Annotated in this window: 16 protein-coding genes and 1 pseudogene; 12 read left to right on the plus strand and 5 right to left on the minus strand. The window is 37.8% G+C overall.

Annotated features, from left to right (window positions below; translation table 11 throughout):
- Positions 1 to 22: 22 nt before the first annotated feature.
- The 8 genes from IPU53_RS02820 to IPU53_RS02855 all read left to right on the plus strand — a co-directional run bounded on the left by IPU53_RS02820 (position 23) and on the right by IPU53_RS02855 (position 12164).
- On the plus strand, positions 23 to 445 hold the full coding sequence (locus IPU53_RS02820; RefSeq protein WP_207447381.1) for an organic hydroperoxide resistance protein: 423 nt from the start codon (positions 23 to 25) through the stop codon (positions 443 to 445).
- A gap of 403 nt (positions 446 to 848) precedes the next feature.
- On the plus strand, positions 849 to 1535 hold the full coding sequence (locus tag IPU53_RS02825) for a YesL family protein (protein ID WP_207447382.1): 687 nt from the start codon (positions 849 to 851) through the stop codon (positions 1533 to 1535).
- An 89-nt stretch (positions 1536 to 1624) separates the two neighbouring features.
- Entirely contained in the window at positions 1625 to 2647 is a 1023-nt protein-coding gene (locus tag IPU53_RS02830; RefSeq protein ID WP_242698017.1) for a LacI family DNA-binding transcriptional regulator, read from the plus strand.
- Positions 2648 to 2738: 91 nt separating this feature from the next.
- A complete protein-coding gene (locus tag IPU53_RS02835; protein ID WP_207447383.1) occupies positions 2739 to 3656 on the plus strand; it encodes an ABC transporter permease in 918 nt (305 codons plus the stop codon).
- Positions 3657 to 3673: 17 nt separating this feature from the next.
- Positions 3674 to 4558, plus strand: a complete 885-nt coding sequence (locus tag IPU53_RS02840; protein WP_207447385.1) for a carbohydrate ABC transporter permease — start codon at positions 3674 to 3676, stop codon at positions 4556 to 4558.
- A gap of 102 nt (positions 4559 to 4660) precedes the next feature.
- Positions 4661 to 6295, plus strand: coding sequence for a sugar ABC transporter substrate-binding protein (locus tag IPU53_RS02845; protein ID WP_207447387.1), 1635 nt, complete (start codon positions 4661 to 4663; stop codon positions 6293 to 6295).
- Between the two features lie 327 nt (positions 6296 to 6622).
- Positions 6623 to 8941 carry a glycoside hydrolase family 2 TIM barrel-domain containing protein gene (locus tag IPU53_RS02850; protein WP_207447389.1) on the plus strand — a complete coding sequence of 773 codons (2319 nt, stop codon included), beginning with the start codon at positions 6623 to 6625 and terminating at the stop codon, positions 8939 to 8941.
- A 166-nt stretch (positions 8942 to 9107) separates the two neighbouring features.
- Positions 9108 to 12164, plus strand: a complete 3057-nt coding sequence (locus IPU53_RS02855) for a chitobiase/beta-hexosaminidase C-terminal domain-containing protein (RefSeq protein ID WP_207447391.1) — start codon at positions 9108 to 9110, stop codon at positions 12162 to 12164.
- A gap of 343 nt (positions 12165 to 12507) precedes the next feature.
- Here IPU53_RS02855 and speB read toward each other — a convergent pair whose 3' ends face one another.
- A complete protein-coding gene (speB, locus tag IPU53_RS02860) occupies positions 12508 to 13482 on the minus strand; it encodes an agmatinase (protein ID WP_207447393.1) in 975 nt (324 codons plus the stop codon).
- 9 nt (positions 13483 to 13491) lie between these two features.
- Entirely contained in the window at positions 13492 to 14595 is a 1104-nt protein-coding gene (locus tag IPU53_RS02865) for a YkvI family membrane protein (protein ID WP_207447395.1), read from the minus strand.
- 236 nt (positions 14596 to 14831) lie between these two features.
- On the opposite strand from IPU53_RS02865, the gene IPU53_RS02870 reads away from it, so the two are divergent.
- Positions 14832 to 15266: an Lrp/AsnC family transcriptional regulator gene (locus IPU53_RS02870; protein ID WP_207447397.1), complete on the plus strand. Its 435-nt coding sequence runs from the start codon at positions 14832 to 14834 to the stop codon at positions 15264 to 15266.
- 206 nt (positions 15267 to 15472) lie between these two features.
- Here the strand turns inward: IPU53_RS02870 and IPU53_RS02875 are convergent.
- A pseudogene (locus IPU53_RS02875) lies at positions 15473 to 15628 on the minus strand (ArsB/NhaD family transporter); the annotation flags it as partial.
- 197 nt (positions 15629 to 15825) lie between these two features.
- On the minus strand, positions 15826 to 16788 hold the full coding sequence (locus IPU53_RS02880; RefSeq protein WP_207447399.1) for a helix-turn-helix transcriptional regulator: 963 nt from the start codon (positions 16786 to 16788) through the stop codon (positions 15826 to 15828).
- Positions 16789 to 16885: 97 nt separating this feature from the next.
- Here IPU53_RS02880 and IPU53_RS02885 point away from each other — a divergent pair, with 97 nt between their 5' ends.
- The 3 genes from IPU53_RS02885 to IPU53_RS02895 all read left to right on the plus strand — a co-directional run bounded on the left by IPU53_RS02885 (position 16886) and on the right by IPU53_RS02895 (position 21266).
- A complete protein-coding gene (locus IPU53_RS02885) occupies positions 16886 to 17365 on the plus strand; it encodes a GyrI-like domain-containing protein (RefSeq protein WP_207447401.1) in 480 nt (159 codons plus the stop codon).
- 13 nt (positions 17366 to 17378) lie between these two features.
- Positions 17379 to 17843 carry a phage tail protein gene (locus IPU53_RS02890; RefSeq protein ID WP_207447403.1) on the plus strand — a complete coding sequence of 155 codons (465 nt, stop codon included), beginning with the start codon at positions 17379 to 17381 and terminating at the stop codon, positions 17841 to 17843.
- A gap of 354 nt (positions 17844 to 18197) precedes the next feature.
- Positions 18198 to 21266: a hybrid sensor histidine kinase/response regulator gene (locus IPU53_RS02895; protein ID WP_207447406.1), complete on the plus strand. Its 3069-nt coding sequence runs from the start codon at positions 18198 to 18200 to the stop codon at positions 21264 to 21266.
- 82 nt (positions 21267 to 21348) lie between these two features.
- On the opposite strand, the gene IPU53_RS02900 is transcribed toward IPU53_RS02895, so the two are convergent.
- Complete coding sequence (locus tag IPU53_RS02900) at positions 21349 to 21486, minus strand: hypothetical protein (protein WP_207447408.1); 138 nt, start codon at positions 21484 to 21486, stop codon at positions 21349 to 21351.
- Between the last annotated feature and the right edge of the window lie 59 nt (positions 21487 to 21545).

Here is a 21545-nt window from a genome sequence, read left to right on the forward strand (position 1 = left end):
TTTATTTAGGAGTTGATCGTTCATGTCAGATACACTATTTACGTCAACGGCAACCGCTACAGGTGGCCGCGAAGGTCATGTTCATTCATCAGATAACGTCATTCAATTTGATACAGCTCAACCAGGGAGTGCTAGAGCCAAAGAATTAGAGCAATCGACAAACCCTGAACAATTATTTGCAGCAGGATATGCCGCCTGCTTTGATGGTGCCTTACAATTAGTTTCCAGTAAAGAACATGTCAAGTTCTCATCAGAGGTCACAGCCAATGTAAGCCTATTGAAGGATGAGACAGATCAAGGCTTCAAACTAGCTGTTACACTGCAAGTGAAAGGAACAGACATTGAAAAGGACAAGCTAGAGGACCTAGTCGAAAAAGCCCACCAATTCTGCCCTTATTCAAAAGCTACTAGAGGCAATATTGAAGTAAAGTTAGAAGTACTATAAAAGGATGTTCAACAGAAGGCTTGAAAGAAGCGACATTGTGAATTTTTTCAATCAGCAGTTGTAATTCGCGACGTCATATCGTCTTGCCTGAACTAAAACGTCCTCCCCTAAACCGATCGGGAATAAATGTAATGAACTAGAGACTGTAGACACTGGATAGGTCTACAGTCTTTTTATCGTGGAAACAATTCTTACCTCCCCACATCAGAAAGTCCAGTCAATACCTTTTTAATTGCATTGAAAAACTTCCAGTCAACCTTTCAATTCTCTCAGTTTCTTTTTGAATTTTATTTTCCCTTTACGGATGGATTTAAGCTAGCGCTAGAAATTCCAGTTGAATTTCCCCATTCAACATGATAAAGTTAGCTCCATAAAAAGTCCTACAGCAGGGGGGTGAAGGGGTATGGGGACAAGTGGTTTCATGAGAGGCTTGTATAGCTTTTCCGTATGGGCGGTAAAATTTGTTTCACTTAATGCGCTATGGTTGATCATGAACATTCCGATTGTGTTTCTTGTTTTGAATGTATTGGCTGCAAAAAAAGCTGATCATTTGCTCATTAATATGATGACGATTGTTCTATTGATCCCATTTATATTATTTCCCTCTATTACTGCCATGTTTGGCATTGTCCGGCAATGGATTATGGGTAATACAGAGATCAAGATCCTATCTTCTTTTTGGAAATATTACCGCGAAAATTACCGAAGAAGTCTATTAGGTGGTTTGATTATCGCTCCACTTACTGCCATTTTGATGATCGATTACTTTTATTTCGCCGGGGCAAATTCTCCACTATTTTATATTTTTCTCTTTGTCGGAGTATTTATCTTCGTCTTTGTTATGCATTTTTTCTCTAATACTGTGCATGTTGATCTGAAATTTTCTACAACATTAAGAAATTCCTTTCTACTTTCTGTAGGTAGTCCAGTTTATACGATTGGGATTGCTGCTAGCAGTTTCATCATTATCTATCTTAGTATGAAAATAGTGAGTGTTTTCATCTTTTTAGGGCTAGGCTCTTGCATCGCATATTGCAGCTTTTATTTATATTACAAGAGTCAAAGTAAAATGCTAGAACAAAAATCTTGATCGTTTCTTTTATGTATGCGTTGACACAAGAAATGGGAAGTGGTAAATTAGTCATAAATAAAAACGTTTTTATTTCAAGGAAGGTGAGTATGATAAAAAAAGTAACCATTAAGGATGTGGCAAGAGAGGCGAATGTGTCAATCTCTACTGTATCCAATGCATTAAATGATATAAATGTACTTCACCCTGATACAAAGGAACATATTTTAAGGGTGGCAAAAAGTTTAAATTACATCCCTAATGTACACGGGAGAAATTTGAAGTCAAGAAATACGAAAACACTTGGACTCTTTTTAAGAAGTATAAAAGGTCCTTATTATGGAACCCTGATTGATTCCATCGCAAATGAATGCGATAAGTTCGGATACAATTTGAGCGTATTTATCACCAAAAATGAAGGCGCCACAATTAATAATATCATGGGGAGACAAGTGGATGGGGCTATCGTGCTGAACGAATGGCTTACGGAAGACAACCTCGATTTATTGGAAAAATCGTCGATCCCTCTAGTCTTTCTTGATCGAGAAAAAGTAGGCAGATATATTTCTAGTGTTGTGTTCTCATCCTATAAAGGGGGAGAAATGGTTGCCCATCATTTGTTGCAGCTTGGGCACAAGAAGATAGGCTATATACATGGAGTAGAAGATCAATATGATGATAAGGAAAGATTTAAAGGGTTTCAAGATGTTCTAGCAAAAGCCGGGATTTCACTTGAAGAAAAGGATTGTCTGTATGGATCCTTTGAAGAGGATACAACATTTGATGCTGTGAAGCAATTCATCCAAAGCGGAAAGGAACTACCCGATGCTTTCTTCGCTGCCAACGATCTTAGTGCAATTGGGTGTATTAAAGCCTTACAATCTGAAGGGTATGCAGTACCTAAGGATATAACAGTTATCGGCTTTGATGATATTGAGCTTAGTGCCTATTTTAATAATGGTCTCACAACAGTCAGAAACCCAATTGTAAAGCAAGGTGTCAAAGCAGTAGAGAGATTATTAAATATAATCGCAAACAAGGAAGTAGGAAAGTTAGATAAATTGGATGGCGAATTGATTATTAGAAATTCATGCTCACCTAATAAACAAATAACCTCGGACATAATTAATTAAAGCTACTATGACGTCAGTTTAAACGCAAATAAAAACGTTTTTATATTTTAGTTGTTATAAAAACGTTTTTATTAACAAAGGAGGCTTTTTCATGGGGAATAAAACCTTTTTGGGAAGACTAAAAAATGAGCTCCCACTACAGTTAATGGTTTTACCAGGTGTTATTTTTATGATTATCTTCGGATATCTACCGATCTACGGATTAATTATCGCTTTTAAGAGTTTCTCTGTGACAGACACCATTAGCTCCGCTCCATGGGTAGGATGGGAAAACTTCAAAATTGCCTTCACCGATAAATTCTTTTGGGAGGCTGTTGTCAATACATTAGCGATTAGCTTTATCAAGCTATTGATTGGCTTTATCTCACCTATTATTCTAGCAATTATGATTTTCGAATTAAAGGATGGCAAGTTTAAAAAAATGGTCCAAACGATTTCTTATCTCCCCCACTTCCTCTCATGGGTCGTTCTCGGTGGGATGTTAATCAGCTGGCTGTCGACAACAGGTCTATTAAGCACATTATTAGTAAATATTGGCCTTATGGATCAGCCCCGAAACTTTTTAGTTAATGCCAATAATTATTGGGCCATCGCGTCGCTTTCCGAAGTGTGGAAAAGTGTTGGTTGGGGGACGATCCTATACTTAGCTACTATGGCAGGCATTGACCCATCTTATTATGAGGCCGCTAAAATGGATGGCGCTACAAAGTTACAACGAATTTGGCATGTGACATTGCCAAATATGAAGTTCATCATTATTTTGATGTTTATCTTAGCAGTCGGAGGGATTCTGAATTCCAATTTAGACCAAACTTTAGTCTTGATAAATCCATTAAATGCCTCAAAAGCTGAAGTCATTAATTCATATGTCTTTAAAATTGGGCTGGCACAAGGAGACTTTTCGTATGCAACTGCTGTTGGACTAGCCATTTCCGTCATCTCCTTACTTCTGGTTTTAATTACACATGCGGTTACTAAAAGGCTAAATGATAATAAATCCGTATTTTAAGAAAGGGAGTGATTGGTTTGGCTAAAAAAAGAAATGAAGTTGTCGAAGATAGAATTTTCAATATTGTCAATATTACATTACTAAGTGTATTTACTGTAATTATCTTTTATCCAATATGGAATATCGTTGTTCAATCTTTTAGTAGTTTGGATGCGCTATCAGATTCTGGATTAAGAATTTGGCCAAAGGAGTTTTCGTTCGAAAGCTATAAATTGGTCTTTAATGATGAAACGATTTGGCGCTCTTTTATTATCTCGGTCTTAAAAACTGTTCTCGGTGTTCTCACCCACGTATTTTTCACAGCAATGGTAGCGTATGGAATGAGTAAAAGTAATATTTTGGGGAGAAATATCTACACTGCCTTAGGGATAGGAACTCTGTTCTTTAGTGGTGGGATGATCCCGACTTATTTATTGATTAGATCACTAGGATTGTTAGATAGCTTTTGGGTTTATATCATCCCTTCCCTATTTAGTTATTATGACATGATCATTATGATGAACTTCTTTAGGGAGATACCTGATTCGATGGAAGAAGCTGCCAAAATGGACGGGGCCGGAGTATGGAAGATTTTTTTACGAATTATCCTCCCGCTTTCGATGCCAGTCTTAGCAACAATCGCTTTATTTAATGGGGTCTTTCAGTGGAATGATTATATGACTGCCAAACTCTATATTAGCAGTGAAGCACTCTATCCAATTCAAATGAAGCTTTATGAGATTATTGTCCAACAAGAAGCGGCTAATATGCAAAATGTTACAGCCTCAGTTGTAATCCCAACGACTTCACAATCAGTACAATTGGCAACGATTGTAATCGCTACAATTCCGATTGTGATGGTGTATCCATTTTTACAAAAATATTTTATGTCAGGCATTATGATTGGTGCTGTGAAAGAATAAGTATCCGTTTTCGTATAGAGGAGGTGAAAAATCCATAAAACATACTCAGCTGTTAGATACTTTGAGCATATAGGTGAAAAAACATAATAGGGAGGAAATAAAATGAGAAATAGACTTAGTCGAATGAATGGAAAATGGGCATTTATCTTAGTTGCTTTCGTAATCGGGCTTGCCGCTTGCTCAAATGGGGGTGAGAAGACACAAAAAACGGCAAAATTAGAGGATGCTAGATATGAAATAGATGAAGAAACTCCTGCTTGGGAATTAGATACACAGGAAAACACCGAGTTGACCTGGTATGTTAATGGGGATTGGTTTAATACAGAGTACGGGGAAGATCCGATAACGAAAACCTTAAAAGAAGACTTGAAATTAGATGTGAAGTTTATAAAAGGGGATGACGAAAAACTAAACACCCTCTTTGCTGGGAAAAAAATGCCCGATCTTATTACAATCTTTGATGGTAATTCAGATGTTGCGACAAAGGCTGAATCATGGGCTCTACCTTTGCAAGAATTAGCTGACAAATATGATCCTTATTTTTACAAAGTCGCCCAAGAACAGACTTTGGACTGGTACCAATTAAGTGAAGGAAAATCATATGGTTATCCTAGTTTCTCCAATACAGCTGAACATTTTGAGAAAGGCCAAGTTCATGGAAATGACGGATTTCTCATTAAAGAAGATATTTATGAAGCAATTGGAAAACCAGATATGTCAACACCAGATGGTTTACTAGCTGCATTGGGAGAAATCAAAGAAAAATTCCCAGAAGTCACTCCTTTCGCCTTTAAAGGGTTTGCCTCTGAAGGTGACGCTGGCTCACTGAGTGGAACATTGCAAAATTTCTTAGGAATTCCTATTCAAACAGAAGATGGACAGTGGTATGACCGTAACCTAGATGAAGATTATTTAGACTGGATTAAAACCTTCAATGAAGCATTTAAAAAAGGTTATATAAGTGAAGATAACTTCTCTGATGATAATACCGTTTTTGAAGAAAATATCGCAAGTGGAAAATACGCTAGTGTTTTGACTGGGGGAATTGCACAATTATCCGGCTTTTTACAGCGTAATTATGAAACAAATCCAGATAGTAAGTACATTGCCATCGATGGGCCAAGCATCGGAAACGAGCCAATGCTCGAACAAGCAGGGCCATCGGGTTGGTCTGTTACCTATATTTCGAAAGATGTGAAAGATCCTGCGAAAGCGATCCAACTGTACACCTATCTATTGAGTGAAAAAGGGCAATATTTGACAACCTTTGGTGTAGAAGGGGAAACCTTTGAATTTAATGATGATGGAAAAGCAGTTTTACTTCCAGAGGTTAAAAAAATGAAGGATGAGAACCCAGAAGAATTTAAAAAGAAATATCGCATGGGCGAGTTTTGGTTTTTTGGACATGATAGTTTTGAATTAGAAAATGGAGAAAATGACCCACCTGAATCTATTGTTCAAATTAGAAAATGGGCAGAAGAATATTTATCCCCAGAATATTTTGTGCTGGCTAATATTGATCCTGATCAAGGAACAGCTGAAGCCCGCAGTCTCGTAAATATTAAATCTAGATGGGCATCAACCCTTGCGAATCTATTGACTGCCAAAGACGAAAACGAGTTTAATAAAACCCTTGATAGCTATAAAAAGTTTTTAGATGAAAATAACTTTGATGCAATTGCGGAAATCCGCAATGAAAAAATGCAAGAAAACAAAGAAAAGTTAGGCTGGGAGTAAGTTTTAAACCGAATCAAGGATGGTCACCCCCTCCTTGATTCTTTATTCATATACTAGAGCTGAGTTTTTTAGACAAAGTGAATCTTCAATCAGTGACGCACAGGATTGTGCTAGTGCAGATGTGGCGGTTGTTGCCGCGAAATTAGTCTGCTTCCTCATCCCCACTGATTTCAGAGGATCTAGGGCTAAGATCGCAGGAAGAAATCGTAAATTTGCTAGGCGCTGAAGCTAGATTAGGACAGCTATCCCCCCTACGCTTCTCTGTATTCTCTCAAGCCTTGATCTGGGGATATTACTGCCCGTTAATGCGGGATAAAGGAGAAAAAAATGGACAACATAGGTACTTTACAATCGACATTTACTTTTCAAAAGATTGATGGAAAAATGATTCCTTTCCAGAACGGAATACCTTATCCATCATTTGAACCACAACAACGACAAATCTTCTCACTTTCAGGAAAATGGCAAAAGCAACGTTTTGCAGCTGACCATAACTGGACCATGACCCTTCGTGATGACGATTGGATCGCTAAAACGGAAAAAGATAGTCAAGGAATTCCCACACGAGGTCTTGATGATTCAAACTGGGAAACACATACCATTCCCTTACCTGAAAATAAATTAACAGGCAAAGCAGAAATCAATGGCGCCGAAACATATGAAAATGGTGTATGGTATCGCAAGGTTTTTTCGCTTAATGATGAATGGAAGGAAAAAGAGATAACATTAAAATGTTTAGGCTTATCCTATGTGGGTGATTTTTGGATAAATGGTCAATATGTTGGCTATCACGAAGGTGGATATACTCCCTTTTCCTTTGAGGTGACATCCTTCCTGCAAACAGGCGAAAATCTGATTGCGATTAGGATTGATAATCCACCTTGGACATCACGTGACGATATTGTTCCTGCTGTGAATAATGATTTCTTTAATTATACAGGGATCATCCAAGATATATTTCTGGAAGCGACCAACAGTGTTCAAGTCGTGAGAACAGATATTGTCCCAAAAGATAAAATGGGAAATGTAGATATAACAGTCATAGTAGAAAATAAAGGGAATGAGACGAGAACGCTTTCCTCTTCCTTTTCAATCTACGAAACAGACTTTACTCATACAAATTGGCTTACAGATCCAAGTGCAAAGAGCATTTGTGGACAAAAGGCAAAGGTTGAGGGATTACCCGGACAAACGATTCAATTGTCCCCTCATGAGGTGAAGGTTATTTCGTTTGAAATATCCATTCCTAACCCTAAAGTTTGGAGTATTCGAGCGCCCCATTTATATGTATTCGCGACCGAGCTTTACGAAAATGAACAGGAAATAGACTCCTTTTATACGCAATTTGGTGTTAGAAGAATTGCGACTGAAAAGGCCCATATTCATTTAAATGATGAACCGATTTTCTTAGCAGGCGTCGCAAGACATGAAGAGTGGCCTGGTTACGGCCGAACAGCTTGCTGGGATCGGATAAAAAGTGACTTTTTAAAAATTGAGAAGTTATCCGTTAATATGGTAAGAACAGCACATTATCCTAATCATATTTATACCTTTATTCTACTCGATCGCCTTGGGCTAACAGCTATGGGTGAAATTCCGCTTTGGCAATTTGAAACACATCATTATCAAATTCAGGAAGAACGCGGCATCTCTTACCAAATGTGGCGAGAAATGATCTTTTCTAACTTTAACCGCCCTTCCATTATTATGTGGAGCACGCAGAATGAATCAAAGGATGTTTCATTACGAAAAAAATACAATGAGAATTTAGTCCATGAAGTTAGAAATACGTATGATGATAAAAGGCTTATCACCCAGAGCGCTGCAGCGGATCAGCCAGGAGCACACGATGACTCAATGGAACCATTGGATGTAGCAGGCTGGACGATGTATTTTGGGATTTTCCATGGTAGTACGCCCTATGAAGGGACAAGGAATTTTATAGAAAAGGCTCATCAAAAGTGGCCAAATAAACCAATTATCAACACAGAATATGGAATATGGAGCAACGCTGATAATAGTCTCTTACAAAAACAAGTCGAGATTTATCAACATGTCCAGCAAGCCTTATTAGAAAAGGCAACAGTAACCCCAGAGGGAATCATCAATCAAAATGGCTATGTTGCTGGTATTGATTATTGGACGGCTTTTGATTGGTATGTCAATCATAATGAGTTCTACCAAACGATGGGGATCTACCATATGGACAGGCAAACAAAAAAACCGCTATATGACGAGTTTATTAGAGATCATCAGCGATTAATCAAACAAACAAATGGCATTGGGAAAGCTCAAGCAGATCTGTTTGAAAAAACGTTACCTGTACAAACAAAACATGCGCATCCAGGTCAGACAGACATCCAATTTGCCGATGGACAAGATCTTCAGCCGTTTCATTATCTTATGATAAAAGTATTCGATCCGCTATCAGCGGATGGGTTTATGGTTGAATTCGCCAATCATGACGGACAAACGGCTTCCTATCAAACCTTTAACATTGAAATCAACCAAGAATTTAATGTGTTCATCCCGCTTTGGACATTACCAGCATCCATTACTTCTGATGTCCGTTCTATTCGCATTTCATATGAAGCGCAGCGACAAATAGAAGTAATTGAGTTCATAAGCGCAATGGGTGGAAAGTAATATTTACAAATCCATGAATAGGAATGATTATCCGTATTCCTATTCATGGCAATTTATCGTATATTGAAATAACGGACTTCTTGCGCCTACTAGATTCCGAACTTTTAAACTTCTTTGTTTTTTCTGAAGTCTCTATAATCCAAAATATATTTCAGAGGAGAACATTATGTCAAAACTTATATTTATGTCCATTGTTTCCATTGCTATTATCTTTGTAGCCATTGGTTTAGGAAAAACTGCAAATATACAAGCAAAAGAACCTACAAAAATATCCTTTCAAGACTTTGAAGAGCAAGAAGTGAACTTTTCCGTAACAAACAATGTAAAGGGATCACTAACAGATGAAGAGGCATTTGCAGGGAAGCAATCCTTAAAATACGAAGTTGAGGCAAGTGGTGATCCAACCAGAGAAAATGGAAGTATTAGTTTTACAGCTAGTGAGAAAGCAGTCGATGCGTCGGAAAGTGACTATCTTATTTTTCATATAAAAGATACCCAAGGATCCAATACTTTAAAAGTATCCCTGACGGATAGTAGTGGAAAAGCTTCTAATTTTGAATGGCAGTCAGTAAGTACAGAAAAAGATAAGTGGATTCAATATCATGTTCCACTGGATAGCATTAGAGGAATTGATCAATCAAATATTACAGACATTCGCATTGGTCAATGGAATGAAGGCGTTTATTACATTGATGATGTTTACTTTACAGATTCCCTCCCGCCTACACCTCCAGCAAGTCCAGAAACCAATCATCCTAGTGGAGAATATCATGGATCTGTCAGAATAGAGTTAAAGTCTAAGGCTGGAAAGCTACCGATCTATTATACAGTAGATGGAACACAACCAGATAAAACCTCACAACAATATACCCGGCCATTGATGATCACAAATGATTCTACCATCACCGCTGTTACATATGATCCAGATCATGATTTGTATAGTGACTACAGTATATTTGAATATACGATTCTTGATAAAAAGGAAATCATGGAACCTAGTTTTTCCCCGGCAAGTGGGACTTATTTTAACAATCAAAGTATTTCGCTTGCGACCCCAACGGAAGGTGCAACCATTTATTATACTCTTGATGGAAGCACACCAACAAAAGAAGCAAATAAGTATACTGAACCTATAGATTTAACAGAGGACACGATTATCAAAGCGATTGCTGTAAAAGATGACTATCAAAGTGAAGAGATGACGAGTGAATATAAGATTACCAATGCTTCGTCGCCTTTTCTAAAAGCAGATGGGAAAATATTGCGTAACAACTTTGGTGCTGGAGAGCAAGTAACACTTCGCGGGACAAATGTAGGTGGTTGGTTAGTGATGGAAGAATGGATGACTCCAATCCATTCACCTGATCAAAAAACAACCATAGAAACATTAACCAATCGATTTGGTTCAGATAAAGCCTGGGAGCTTATTAATCTTTATCAAGATCATTATTGGCAGGAATCCGACTTTGATCAAGTAAAAAAGGAAGGGATGAATGTATTACGCCTGCCATTTACTTATTTTGATATGCTGAATGATGATGGAAGCTTAAAAAGCACTGCATTTGATCGATTAGATTGGTTCATTGCAGAAGCCGAAAAAAGGGAACTATATGTGATATTAGACCTGCATGGTGCCCCTGGCTCACAAAATGGGAAAGACCATTCAGGTGATACGAGTCATCCTGATGGAGGAAACTTATATGGTCATGAAGAAAATGTGCAGAAAACGATCTTTTTGTGGGAAAAAGTAGCGGAAAGATATAAAGATCGTGAATGGGTTGCCGGCTATGATGTACTTAATGAACCTGAGGGTGCACACGGTAATGAGCAGTTTGAATTCTATGATCAACTTTATCAAGCGATTCGCGCCGTTGACCAAAATCATGTCCTCTATTTTGAAGCGATCTGGGATCCGCATGACCTTCCAAATCCAGAAGTCTATCAATGGGAAAATGTGGCCTATTCCTACCATTTTTATGGATGGGATGATACGGACGGCTTTTTATATCAAAAGGATTTTACAAATTCGAAAGTCCGATTGGTCAATGAAATGACAAATTATAATGTACCTTTATTAGTTGGCGAGTTCACCTTATTTAACAATATTCAAAGCTGGGATTACGCATTAAATATCTATGAGGAACAGCAATGGAACTATACAACATGGGCCTATAAAGCAACTGGTCTCGGCAGTAGTTGGGGGCTCTATACTGGTGAGCCGCAGAAAGTCGATATCAATCAGGATAGTGAAAATGAAATAAGGGGAAAATGGAGCAAGGTAGGAACAGATACATCCTATGTTCGAAATGATTATATAGCTGATACATTACGGAATTACTCCAATCCTTCAGCAAGAGTTTCAGATGAAAGAACGCTTATTACTGACTTTGAAGACCTTGATCGAGATATACGCTTTGCCACTGGAAAATATGCAAAGGCTTCATTAGACTTTGAAAACAAATCAAGTGGAGATGCATCCGTTCAATTGATTGTCGAGAATGATTCAGATTTGAAAGAACAATATGTAGGGATTAAGGCGGCGAAAAATCAGGTATGGAATATAGCCGACAAGGAAGGCGCCTTTCCTAAATATCTTGTTTTTGATATATATAATGGGACAAATGATCCGCAAACAGCCCATATTACATTGATTGATCAAAAAGGAAATGAAGCAAGTGCATGGACACATCTTGATACCCCCGCTCTCGCAACAGCTTGGTCAAAAATACCTTTGCTTTTAACATCTGTAGAAGGCGATATCGATAAAGAAGCAATTGTTGAAATTAGAATCGCTATGGAGAAAACTGGCGTCTATAATATAGATAATATCTTCATTGGGCAATCATTTGCTAATGAGTTACCAGAAGCTTCTACGGTAGTCCCAGAACCAGATGAAGATGATCCAACAGAGGGAAATCCAAATAATGAAGGAGAAGATCCGATAGGCAAGGATCCAGATGATGGAGGAAAAGATCCTGATGGTCAAAAGCCCGATGATCCGGCCCCTGATAAGGATCTTCCTGGTCGAAATGACGATAAACCAAAGGATAAAGACAAGCAAGATGTAAATAATGGCAAGCATGACACAAACATTGATCCTAAAAAGGACAGCAAAAAGGGATTACCCAATACAGCCACGAATATCTATAACTATCTACTCATTGGCATTGCGTGCATGGTATTAGGCGGCCTATTTTACTTTAAATTTAGAAAGCTCTCATAGGTTTCTATCTATTATAAGTTACAAGGCTAATAAAGAGGCTGGGACATAACTAAAATGTTAAGCTCCAAAGACGAACAATGTATTACCTTAGCGAAGGAAATATACGTAGACTCCTGCTAGAAGTGAGAGTCCGGCAAGAGCCCGGAAGGCGAATGAGGATCAAAGGCTAAGTACGCGCCGTCCTGGCGCAACGCCTTCGTGACCTACATCCTGTAGGCCTAAGGAGGCTTGCCACTCGCCTGCGGAAAGCAAAGTATATTTCCGGAGCGGGGGTATATGCACCCTATTCGTTCGGTTTTTTCTTCGGTGAAAATACCTATGTCCCAGCCTCTTCAAATAAAAATTATTTCGATGAATGAAGCTGCTTTTCTCTTATGATGAAATTAATAAAATCAATAATGAGTCTTGCTGCAATCTGGGAGGTTACGCCGGCTGGATCATATAAAGGATTTACCTCTACTAAATCAAAACCAATAATTTGCCCTTTTTTTGCCACAATCTCTAAAATTTCACTAACTTCGTCGTAATAAAATCCGCCAGGTGAAGGTGAACCGGCGCCAGGTGCGACAGAAGCATCCAAGCCATCAATATCGATTGTAACATAATATTTTTCACCATCCGGCATATCTTTTAACGCCTCTTCAATTCCTATTTTTCTGATTTGTTTTGGTGATAAAATCGTACTTCCATATGCACGCGCATCATCAAAGTCTTCTTTTTGGCTGCTTCCAACCCCTCTTATTCCAAGTTGTGCCATTCTATTTATATGCTTCATTTCAGACATTCTGCGCATCGGGTTACTTAACGTAAAGCGTTGACCAGAAGCATCTTTTAACCAGTCTAAATGGGCATCAATTTGGACAACATTCACTTTTTCTTCACTTTCTAAAGCAAAAGCAACAGGGTTTGTAATGGAATGATCCCCGCCTAAAACAATAGGAATGGACCCTTTGGAAATAATTTTTCTAATCGCTTCCTCGGTATTTTCGTGACTTTGCTCTACGTCCCCATTAATAATGGAAACATCGCCACAGTCAACAATTTTCCATCCATCATGATTGTAAACAATATCTTTTTCGTGATCATACCCTGAACCGAATGCATATAAAGAGGATTGCTCACGAATGGATCTTGGTCCCATACGAGCTCCTGATCGCCATGCAGTCGTCATATCATTTGGAACACCGATAATGGCAAAATCAGCATCTAATTCATCTAAATTCGTACAGATTGGATACTTTCTAAATGAAGTAATACCGGTAAAAGGCATATCAAGTTTTACTCTTTTGTAATCTGGTTTTTTTGCATATTTACTCATGTTTTCCCCTCATTTTTTAAATTTTTTACTTACATCTACTATATTAGAAGTGACTTCCATTTTTCCCTTATTAATAAATTGGCGATAAAGCATCCCCACCATTAATATCAATCCGATATATCCTACAATCGGATAAACGAGATCGATAATTTTAGCGAATGGAAATAATCCGCCAAAAAAGCCAAGTATCGTTAAGGCAATTACGATGATTCTATATTTAAATGTACTCCCTTTTGAAAATTGTATAGCAACAGTCCATAGCATTCCTACTGCTGTCGTATAAATAGCGATGAGTAAAATAATAGAAAATATAAATGCTATAGCTGGACTAATTTGACTTGCTAAAAATAATGTTGGGATATCTTTTGTGTGAAGTTGTTCAATGTTTGATAGGGTTCCTATATAGATTGCAAAGACACCTGTCAACATGATTAAGCCGCCTAGGATACCACCAATGATCACATTTTTTCTTCTAGATTCTTCTTTACCTAGATTCGCCAAGAACGGAAGGGCTACGAGTAAAACGAATGAAGAATATACAAAGCCAGCTTGCCACCATGAATTAGTAGCCTTTGATAAGTTGAGCTCCTTAATAACTTCCTCCGCCTGTGAAAATCCTGCTGAATCAAAATTTCCCGCTCCTACAATAACTGCAAAAATAATGATTATCGGCCCTGCAATTCCTAAGATTTTGATAATGGTTTCTAACCGTAATAATGCTGTAATTAAAACTAAGATTGCCATAATTGCTCGACCGGTGACAATTCCCGTACCGAAATACTCAGAAACAGTTGCCCCTGCCCCCGAAATCATCACAACAAAAACGACTAGTATAAACAATTGTGCGAACCAATAAAAGAATATGCCAAGATATTTTCCACAAAAATAAATAAAAACATCTTTTGAGTCGTCAGCCTTTAAACGGCTTCCTACTTCCATGGCATATGCCCCGAACCACATATGCAAAACGGCCGCAATAATAATAGCACCAATACCAAGGTAGCCAAAGGACGCGAAAAATTGCAAAATTTCTTGTCCTGTTGCCGTTCCAGCCCCTAGGATAAATGATACAAAGGCTCCTGCTAAGACAATTATTTTAAAAGTATGATTCATGATAACCTCTTTTCTATTTTCATTTAAAAATTTAATCCTTCTATTTCGACACAACGGAATCACAAAGCTTACATAGTTCATGAATTTTTATTCTTCAAACAATTTATATGTGATTACAATCATAGTATATTTAGAGGAGGAATTACATACCAAAAAGGAGGTTTTTATTCACATATTCGTTGCATTCGAACAAAAGAAACAAAAATACTTTACACTTTGAAGGTGGTTGTGATTAGATGGATCAAGTAGATATTAATATGATTGAACTATTACAAATGGATGGACGTATCTCTATAAGTGATTTATCGAAAAAATTAGCGCTTAGTCGTCCAAGTGTCTCGGAACGTTTGAAAAGACTCCAAGAAAAGGGGGTCATTGGTGGCTTTTTTGCCCTCGTTCCTCCTGAAGCCGTTGGAAAGAAGTTATTGGTTATGATCGAATTAAGTGATCTCCGCGTATCTCAGGAGGAATTTGAACAAATGATAACGAGTGAGTCGGACGTGATCGAATGCCATCGGGCCACAGGACATGTTTATTACTATATTAAAGCAGCATTAAAGGGAACGGATGAACTGACACGATTAATCGAAAATTTAATCCCTTTTGGAAATACTAGAACTGCTATCTTGTTGGGCTCTCCTGTTGATAGACGAGTGATATTACCTGACTAAAGAATGCCACCCCGTTTATTTTTCAACGGGGCTAAAATAAGTATTTAACCAGCTGGATGCATAAAAAACATGCTCAGACTACTTCTAACGACCTTGTTTATGAATTACGCTCCTAAATATTTCTGGATAGTCGGATAAAAGTGTGGAAAATCAATAGGATCAAAATTGCTCATGGACCTTCATTCTAGATTTCCACACTTTCTCCTTTAGTAAAGTAATAGGGCTAAGTATAGACCGAATAATGTGTTAAATAGAATGGGAATCGTTAATACAATCCCTGTTTTAAAATAGGTTCCCCATGAGATTTTAACCCCTTTTTGAGACAAAACATGGAGCCATACTAAGGTAGCTAATGAGCCGATTGCTAGATGTAATTTTTTATATTCTTTCCATGCAAAAGATGATTCGGGGAAATTAGAAATGACTGATAGTTCCTCTAAAAAGATTCCCTTTCTTTTAATACTACAAGAGGTCGCAGCTGTGACTTCCTTCAATTACGGTTCCCCATGATCTATTTTCACCAAAATGAATTGACTAGAAATTCCACAACGGACACTATTTATAGGCAAAATAAGCTCAATCGCTCTTGCGAACCTGCTAAGACTTCTTCTGGCACCTTCCTGACCTTTATATCTCCACCTAAAAAAAGAAGCCAGTTCGTCATTTCAGTCACCTCTTCAGGGTTGCTTACATGAATAAAAGTCTTTAAAATCGCTGCTGTTTGGTATGGATTCGTATAAGAAAGGGAAACTTTTACAGGATGGTACTTTTTGAACTGGGCAATTGCTTTTGGACCAAGTTCGAGGGTAAGGTTGGTTACTTCTTCCTGTTTACTTAATTTTTCTAAGATCTTTTTCTTACTCAATCTTTTTTTTGACGTATAGGGTTCGACATGAGTGAGATCATCAACAGGAAAAATCCCCTTCCTCTCTTCTTTTAAATCAAAACCTTCAATCAACCATTGGCCTTTTTCTTGATAAAGGTGTAAGAGATAAATGGGATAAGACTTTTTGCTTCTTCCTTCTTCGATGGTTACCCATAAATAGCGATCCACAAGCAGGCTTTGAATCAATTGTTCTAGCATGGGATGCGGAAGATCTGAAAGCTCAAGTAAATCAGGATTATTAGGATTAGTCCCTGCAAAAAGCAAAATTTGATTTAAAAGAACGAGGGTTTCTTGCTGGTTTTCTGAGATAAGACCGAGTAATTTTTCAGCCAATGACTGCCGACTCTTTAGATAAGGAAGTTGTTGATTTCTTGTGGCCATAAAGGCAATAAAAAGAGCCTTGACCTCGTTATCAGTAAAGTGCACAACAGGCAGGACGGCGTTATGCATAACGGAATACCCCCCATCCCTCCCAACTTCAGCGACAAGTGGCATTCCCATAGCTTCAATTTCTCTGATATCTCTAATAGCTGTCGAACGAGAGATGTTAAATTCTCGCATGATTTCAGAAATGGTAAAGTGGGCGCGGTTATTGATATACCGCATCATAATATTAATTCGTTCAACTTTTTTCATCGCAACTCCTAAACAGTATCACTTTTTGACATGATTTAGGTTTATTATAAACCCATCAAGTGAAAAAACAAATTTTTAAAAAAGGAAGGTTTTGAATATGGCTGATTATACGATAGTAGAAAAAGATAGCTTTACTGTATTAGGTATTGGAACAGAGCTTAAGAGTGATTACACAGATTTTGCTGGTATAAACAAGGAAAAGGCAGAATTTTGGCAAGCTGTCGAACAAGATGGCAGACTTGACGATTTAAAATCGGTAGCGACAAATCATTATATATTTTCCGTGAACGAAGCGGTCAATAACAAGATGATGCATTATGCTGGCGTCATGACAGAGGCATCGCTACCAGAAGCAACCAGGCTTATCCAATTTCCTCAAGGGGAATACCTTGTTGTGAAAGGCGAAGGACAAACCGGTGAGGAGCTGAGTCAAAATCTGACAGGCATTGCCTTTGGTCAAGCCTTACCAGAAGCAAAGGACTTTGCCTATGTTGGCGGGCCAAATACAACAGTTGAGATGGAACAACGAGATGGCTTGGTATTTGGTGAAATGTGGATTCCTGTTGTTAGAAAATAAAGGAGGAATAGAGATGTCCTATATCGTTGATTTTAAAAACGTGTCTACAGTTGGGCTAGAATCTTCACCTGTAGCAGAAGCGCTTGCTGGTTTACGAGCAAATGAAGCCCGTTACTTTATGAACAAATATAAGCATGAATTTACGGTTGTACCCGCTAGTGAGTCCAACGAGACGCTTGATTATGTGAATCGAATTTTAAAGGAAGAACGAGATATTGAGTTTGCGGCCAAACCTTTAGAAACATCACGCTTTCAAGTGGAAAATATCAAATTTTCCTACGTCTTTTATGAGGATGGTCTTGCGATCAATGTCATGTATACAGTCGACAATCCAAAGAAACGAGCCGTTGGTTTTAAGCTTTCAGACGGGATGGATATCCCAAAGGAATTGGCGGAGAAGTTTAAATTTGCTAGGCAGAAGTCTAAACTAGCTGGAACGATCCGAGGTTCATTCTTTGTTATTAAAGGAGAATATTGAAGTAAGCTAAAGCGCAAATGCCGAGGGAAACATTAAATCATCTGACCAAGACCATGATCGAGAGACATGGTCTTGGTCAGAATTTTATTTGGTAACGGAAAGCATAGCTTCTCATCAATAAAGCGAGACCGCCATCAGTGAGGTGTTCTTCATTCCCCACTTAGACTCCTATCTATTCTTAAAAGAGTCTACTCCATTATTCCTACGCATTTATACAATCACTAGATGGATTCCTTATAAAAAATATAAAATATTAAAATAAACAGAGAGTTCCTAAGCACATAGCATTATAATGAAGATAGAAGGTGTCTTTTCTACCAGCTTTCACAAGTGAATTTTCTGGAGGGACCGTCCGTGTCTATTAGGAAGATAGTGTTCATTGTGTCGGTATTTTTCGTTGTTCTTACCGCTTTTCGCCTACTGTGGATTTATGTTTATTCTATTCCAGATTCTCCAAAGGCTTCCCAAGGAGTTTTGGATTTGCGTAATTGGGACGATATAACAGATTACCCGCTAACATTGGATGGTGATTGGGAGTTCTTCCCTGAAAAATTTTTGATGGAAGAGAGAGAAGAAAATGATTCCATCGATAACAATCAGGCTTTTACACAAGTTGGAAAAGGTTGGGAACTTGCAACCGACTCGTCAAACACATATGGTTTTGGTTCGTATCGCTTGCAAATATTAGTCGAACCAACAAAAGGCGATACATATGGAATCAGGCTTCCCTACATAAGCAGTTCATCAGAAATATATGTGAATGGGGAATTATTGGCGGGAGCAGGGAAAGTCGGACAGATAAAGGAAGAATACAAACCGTCAAACAAGCCGTATACGGTTTATTTTCCCATAGAAAATAAAGAAGAAATCACACTTGTCATCCAGGTTGCCAACTTTGACAACCCTGGTAAAGGAGGGATTGTTCGCCCGCCGAAATTTGGTCTAGAGGAGCCTTTGAGAGAAAATATCAATTTTAGCAAAAATATCATTCTTATATCTTGCATCATGTATATGATTCATGCTCTGTATAGCTTTATTTTGTTTCTAGTGGGCAATCGCGACAAAAGGTTTTTTTATTTCTCTATGATGATCGTTTGTTTGGCTCTTGGTACGCTGATTGGAGAACGTTTAATATTTGAATGGTTTCCATTTAATTTTAAATGGGGTATAAAAGTCAAATATCTCATAATCATTTCTGGTGGCTTCTTTTTATTGCAATGCATAAGACAGCAGCTAACTCGTGTCAAGTTGGTCTCTATATATAATATATTATGTGTATTTTTAACCCTAGCTATTCTATTATTACCCGCTGAATACAACCTAAAGTTTACTCTTTTTTATACAATCATCATGCTGATACCGTGTCTACTCGCTTTACATCTCATGTATCAGGTCACAAAGCAAATTGATAAAAATAACATCTTTTTGTTACTGGCAATAGTTGCGGCTGTTAGCAGCCTAATGTGGCTGATTATCTTAACGTTCACACAAAATGAAATGGGTCCATATCCTTTTGATTTATTGATTGCAACCATTTGCTTTGCGATCTACTGGTTTAAGCAATACTTTCGTATATTGGATGAATCACAAAAATTAGCGTTTAAACTTCAGAAGGAAGATAAGCGAAAAGATACGTTTCTACAGAACGTAGCACATGAAATGAGAAACCCACTTCATGGAATTTTAAATATTTCACAGGCTGTTACAGCGAGAGAAGAGGAAACACTTAATAGGAAAAGTATTGAGGATTTAAATTTGTTAAATACCGTTGGAAAAAGAATGACATTTTTACTAAATGATCTACTTGAATTAGAGAGATTTAAAGAAAACCGAATTGCTTTACAGCCATACGACATATCGATTTATGGTGTTACGGAAGCTGTCATAAGTATACTTCGTTTTATGATAGAAGGAAAATCGGTCACGCTCGTTAATCGAATCCCAAAAAATTTCCCGCCTGTTTTTGCTGATGAAAATAGAGTAAATCAAATATTATTTAATCTCCTTCATAACGCCATTAAATATACGAATGAAGGCGAAATATCTGTTCAGGCATCCGTCCAAGGCGAATGGGCCAGTATTTCTGTACAAGATACAGGTAAAGGGATCGAAGAAGAACTACTAAACGAGTTGTTTGAACCTTATTTTCAAGCTACCGACGATATGGAAAATGGATTTGGATTAGGTCTGAACATTAGTCAGCAACTTGTTGAAATGCATGGAGGAAAAATAACGATTCGTTCCAAATCGGGAGAAGGTTCAATTTTTACCTTTACTCTTAAATTATCATCTCATACACAACAGGACACTGTCGCAAATATCCCGCTCATTGTTCAAGAAAGACAGATTGCTTCGGAAGAATTTGCAGTCTCTATAGAACTTGAGAATAGCAAAAATACGGTAGAGTCATTGAAAACTAGTGATCATAAACCTATTCGGATATTAGTCGTTGATGATGATCCAATCAATTTGAAAGTGATGGAAAGTATTTTTGAAGTTGAATTATTTCATGTGTATACAACTACAAATGGAAAACAGGCGCTTACAATGATCAACGGTCATGAATGGGATATTATGATTGTCGATGTAATGATGCCGCATATGTCAGGGTATGAATTAACTGCCCATGTCAGAGAACGCTATTCCATCGTAGAAATGCCAATATTACTTCTAACTGCGCATAATCGAACTGAAGATATAGAGTTGGGCTTTCAAGTAGGGGCCAACGACTATGTCACAAAACCGGTAAATGCACCTGAACTAATAGCTAGAGTAAAATCACTTACAAGTGTTAAACAATCAATGAGTGAACGATTACGAATGGAAGCAGCCTGGTTACAAGCACAAATTAAGCCGCATTTTATTCTCAATACGTTTAATTCAATCGCGGCACTAAGTAGATTAGATTTGGACAGAATGGATAAACTCATCCATGAGCTCTCAAACTTTATTCATCTCAGTATCCAATTTCAAAATACGGATGGTTTATCATCACTGGAAAATGAGCTTCAATTAGTTCATTCTTACCTATTTATTCAAAAGGAACGCTTTAGAGAACGATTACGCGTCGTTTGGAATGTGGACAAGCATATTCAAATAAATATTCCTCCTTTATCGATTCAACCGCTTGTAGAAAATGCAATTCAACATGGGCTAATGAAAAGATCGGAAGGTGGGGAAGTTCGCATTTCCGTTAAAGATCTCCAAAAAAGTATAGTCATATCCGTTGCCGACAATGGAGTGGGAATGAAAGAGGAAGCAGTCGAACAGCTATTGGATGGAAAACGAAAAGAAGGTACGGGAATTGGTATTTTTAATACAGATCGACGTTTGAAACACCTATATGGCCAAGGTCTCAAAATCGATAGCACGCTTGAGGTGGGGACCATTATTTCCTTTTCTATCAATAAGGAATTAAGATGATAAAGCTGCTTTACTCATACTAAAGGCTAAGTGAGTTTTCTCACTCTCCCGCGAGACCTCACCTAGCACTTGGATAAAGATTTCAGTGCCTGGCACTTTTGTACGTTAACAGTCGGAATAGCAGCCCTTTATACTTTAAGTCAGCTATTCCGGCAATAGCTATGGCAGCAACTGTAGCAAACACGATTGCCTTTTTTGTATTTTTATTAGGCTTGGTCATAAATTCACCTTCATAAAGAACTTTATCGTTTATTCCATTATATCTCTTTTCTTTTACAA

This window comes from Bacillus sp. SD088 (genome assembly GCF_017355205.1).
GTDB lineage: Bacteria > Bacillota > Bacilli > Bacillales > Bacillaceae_C > Lederbergia.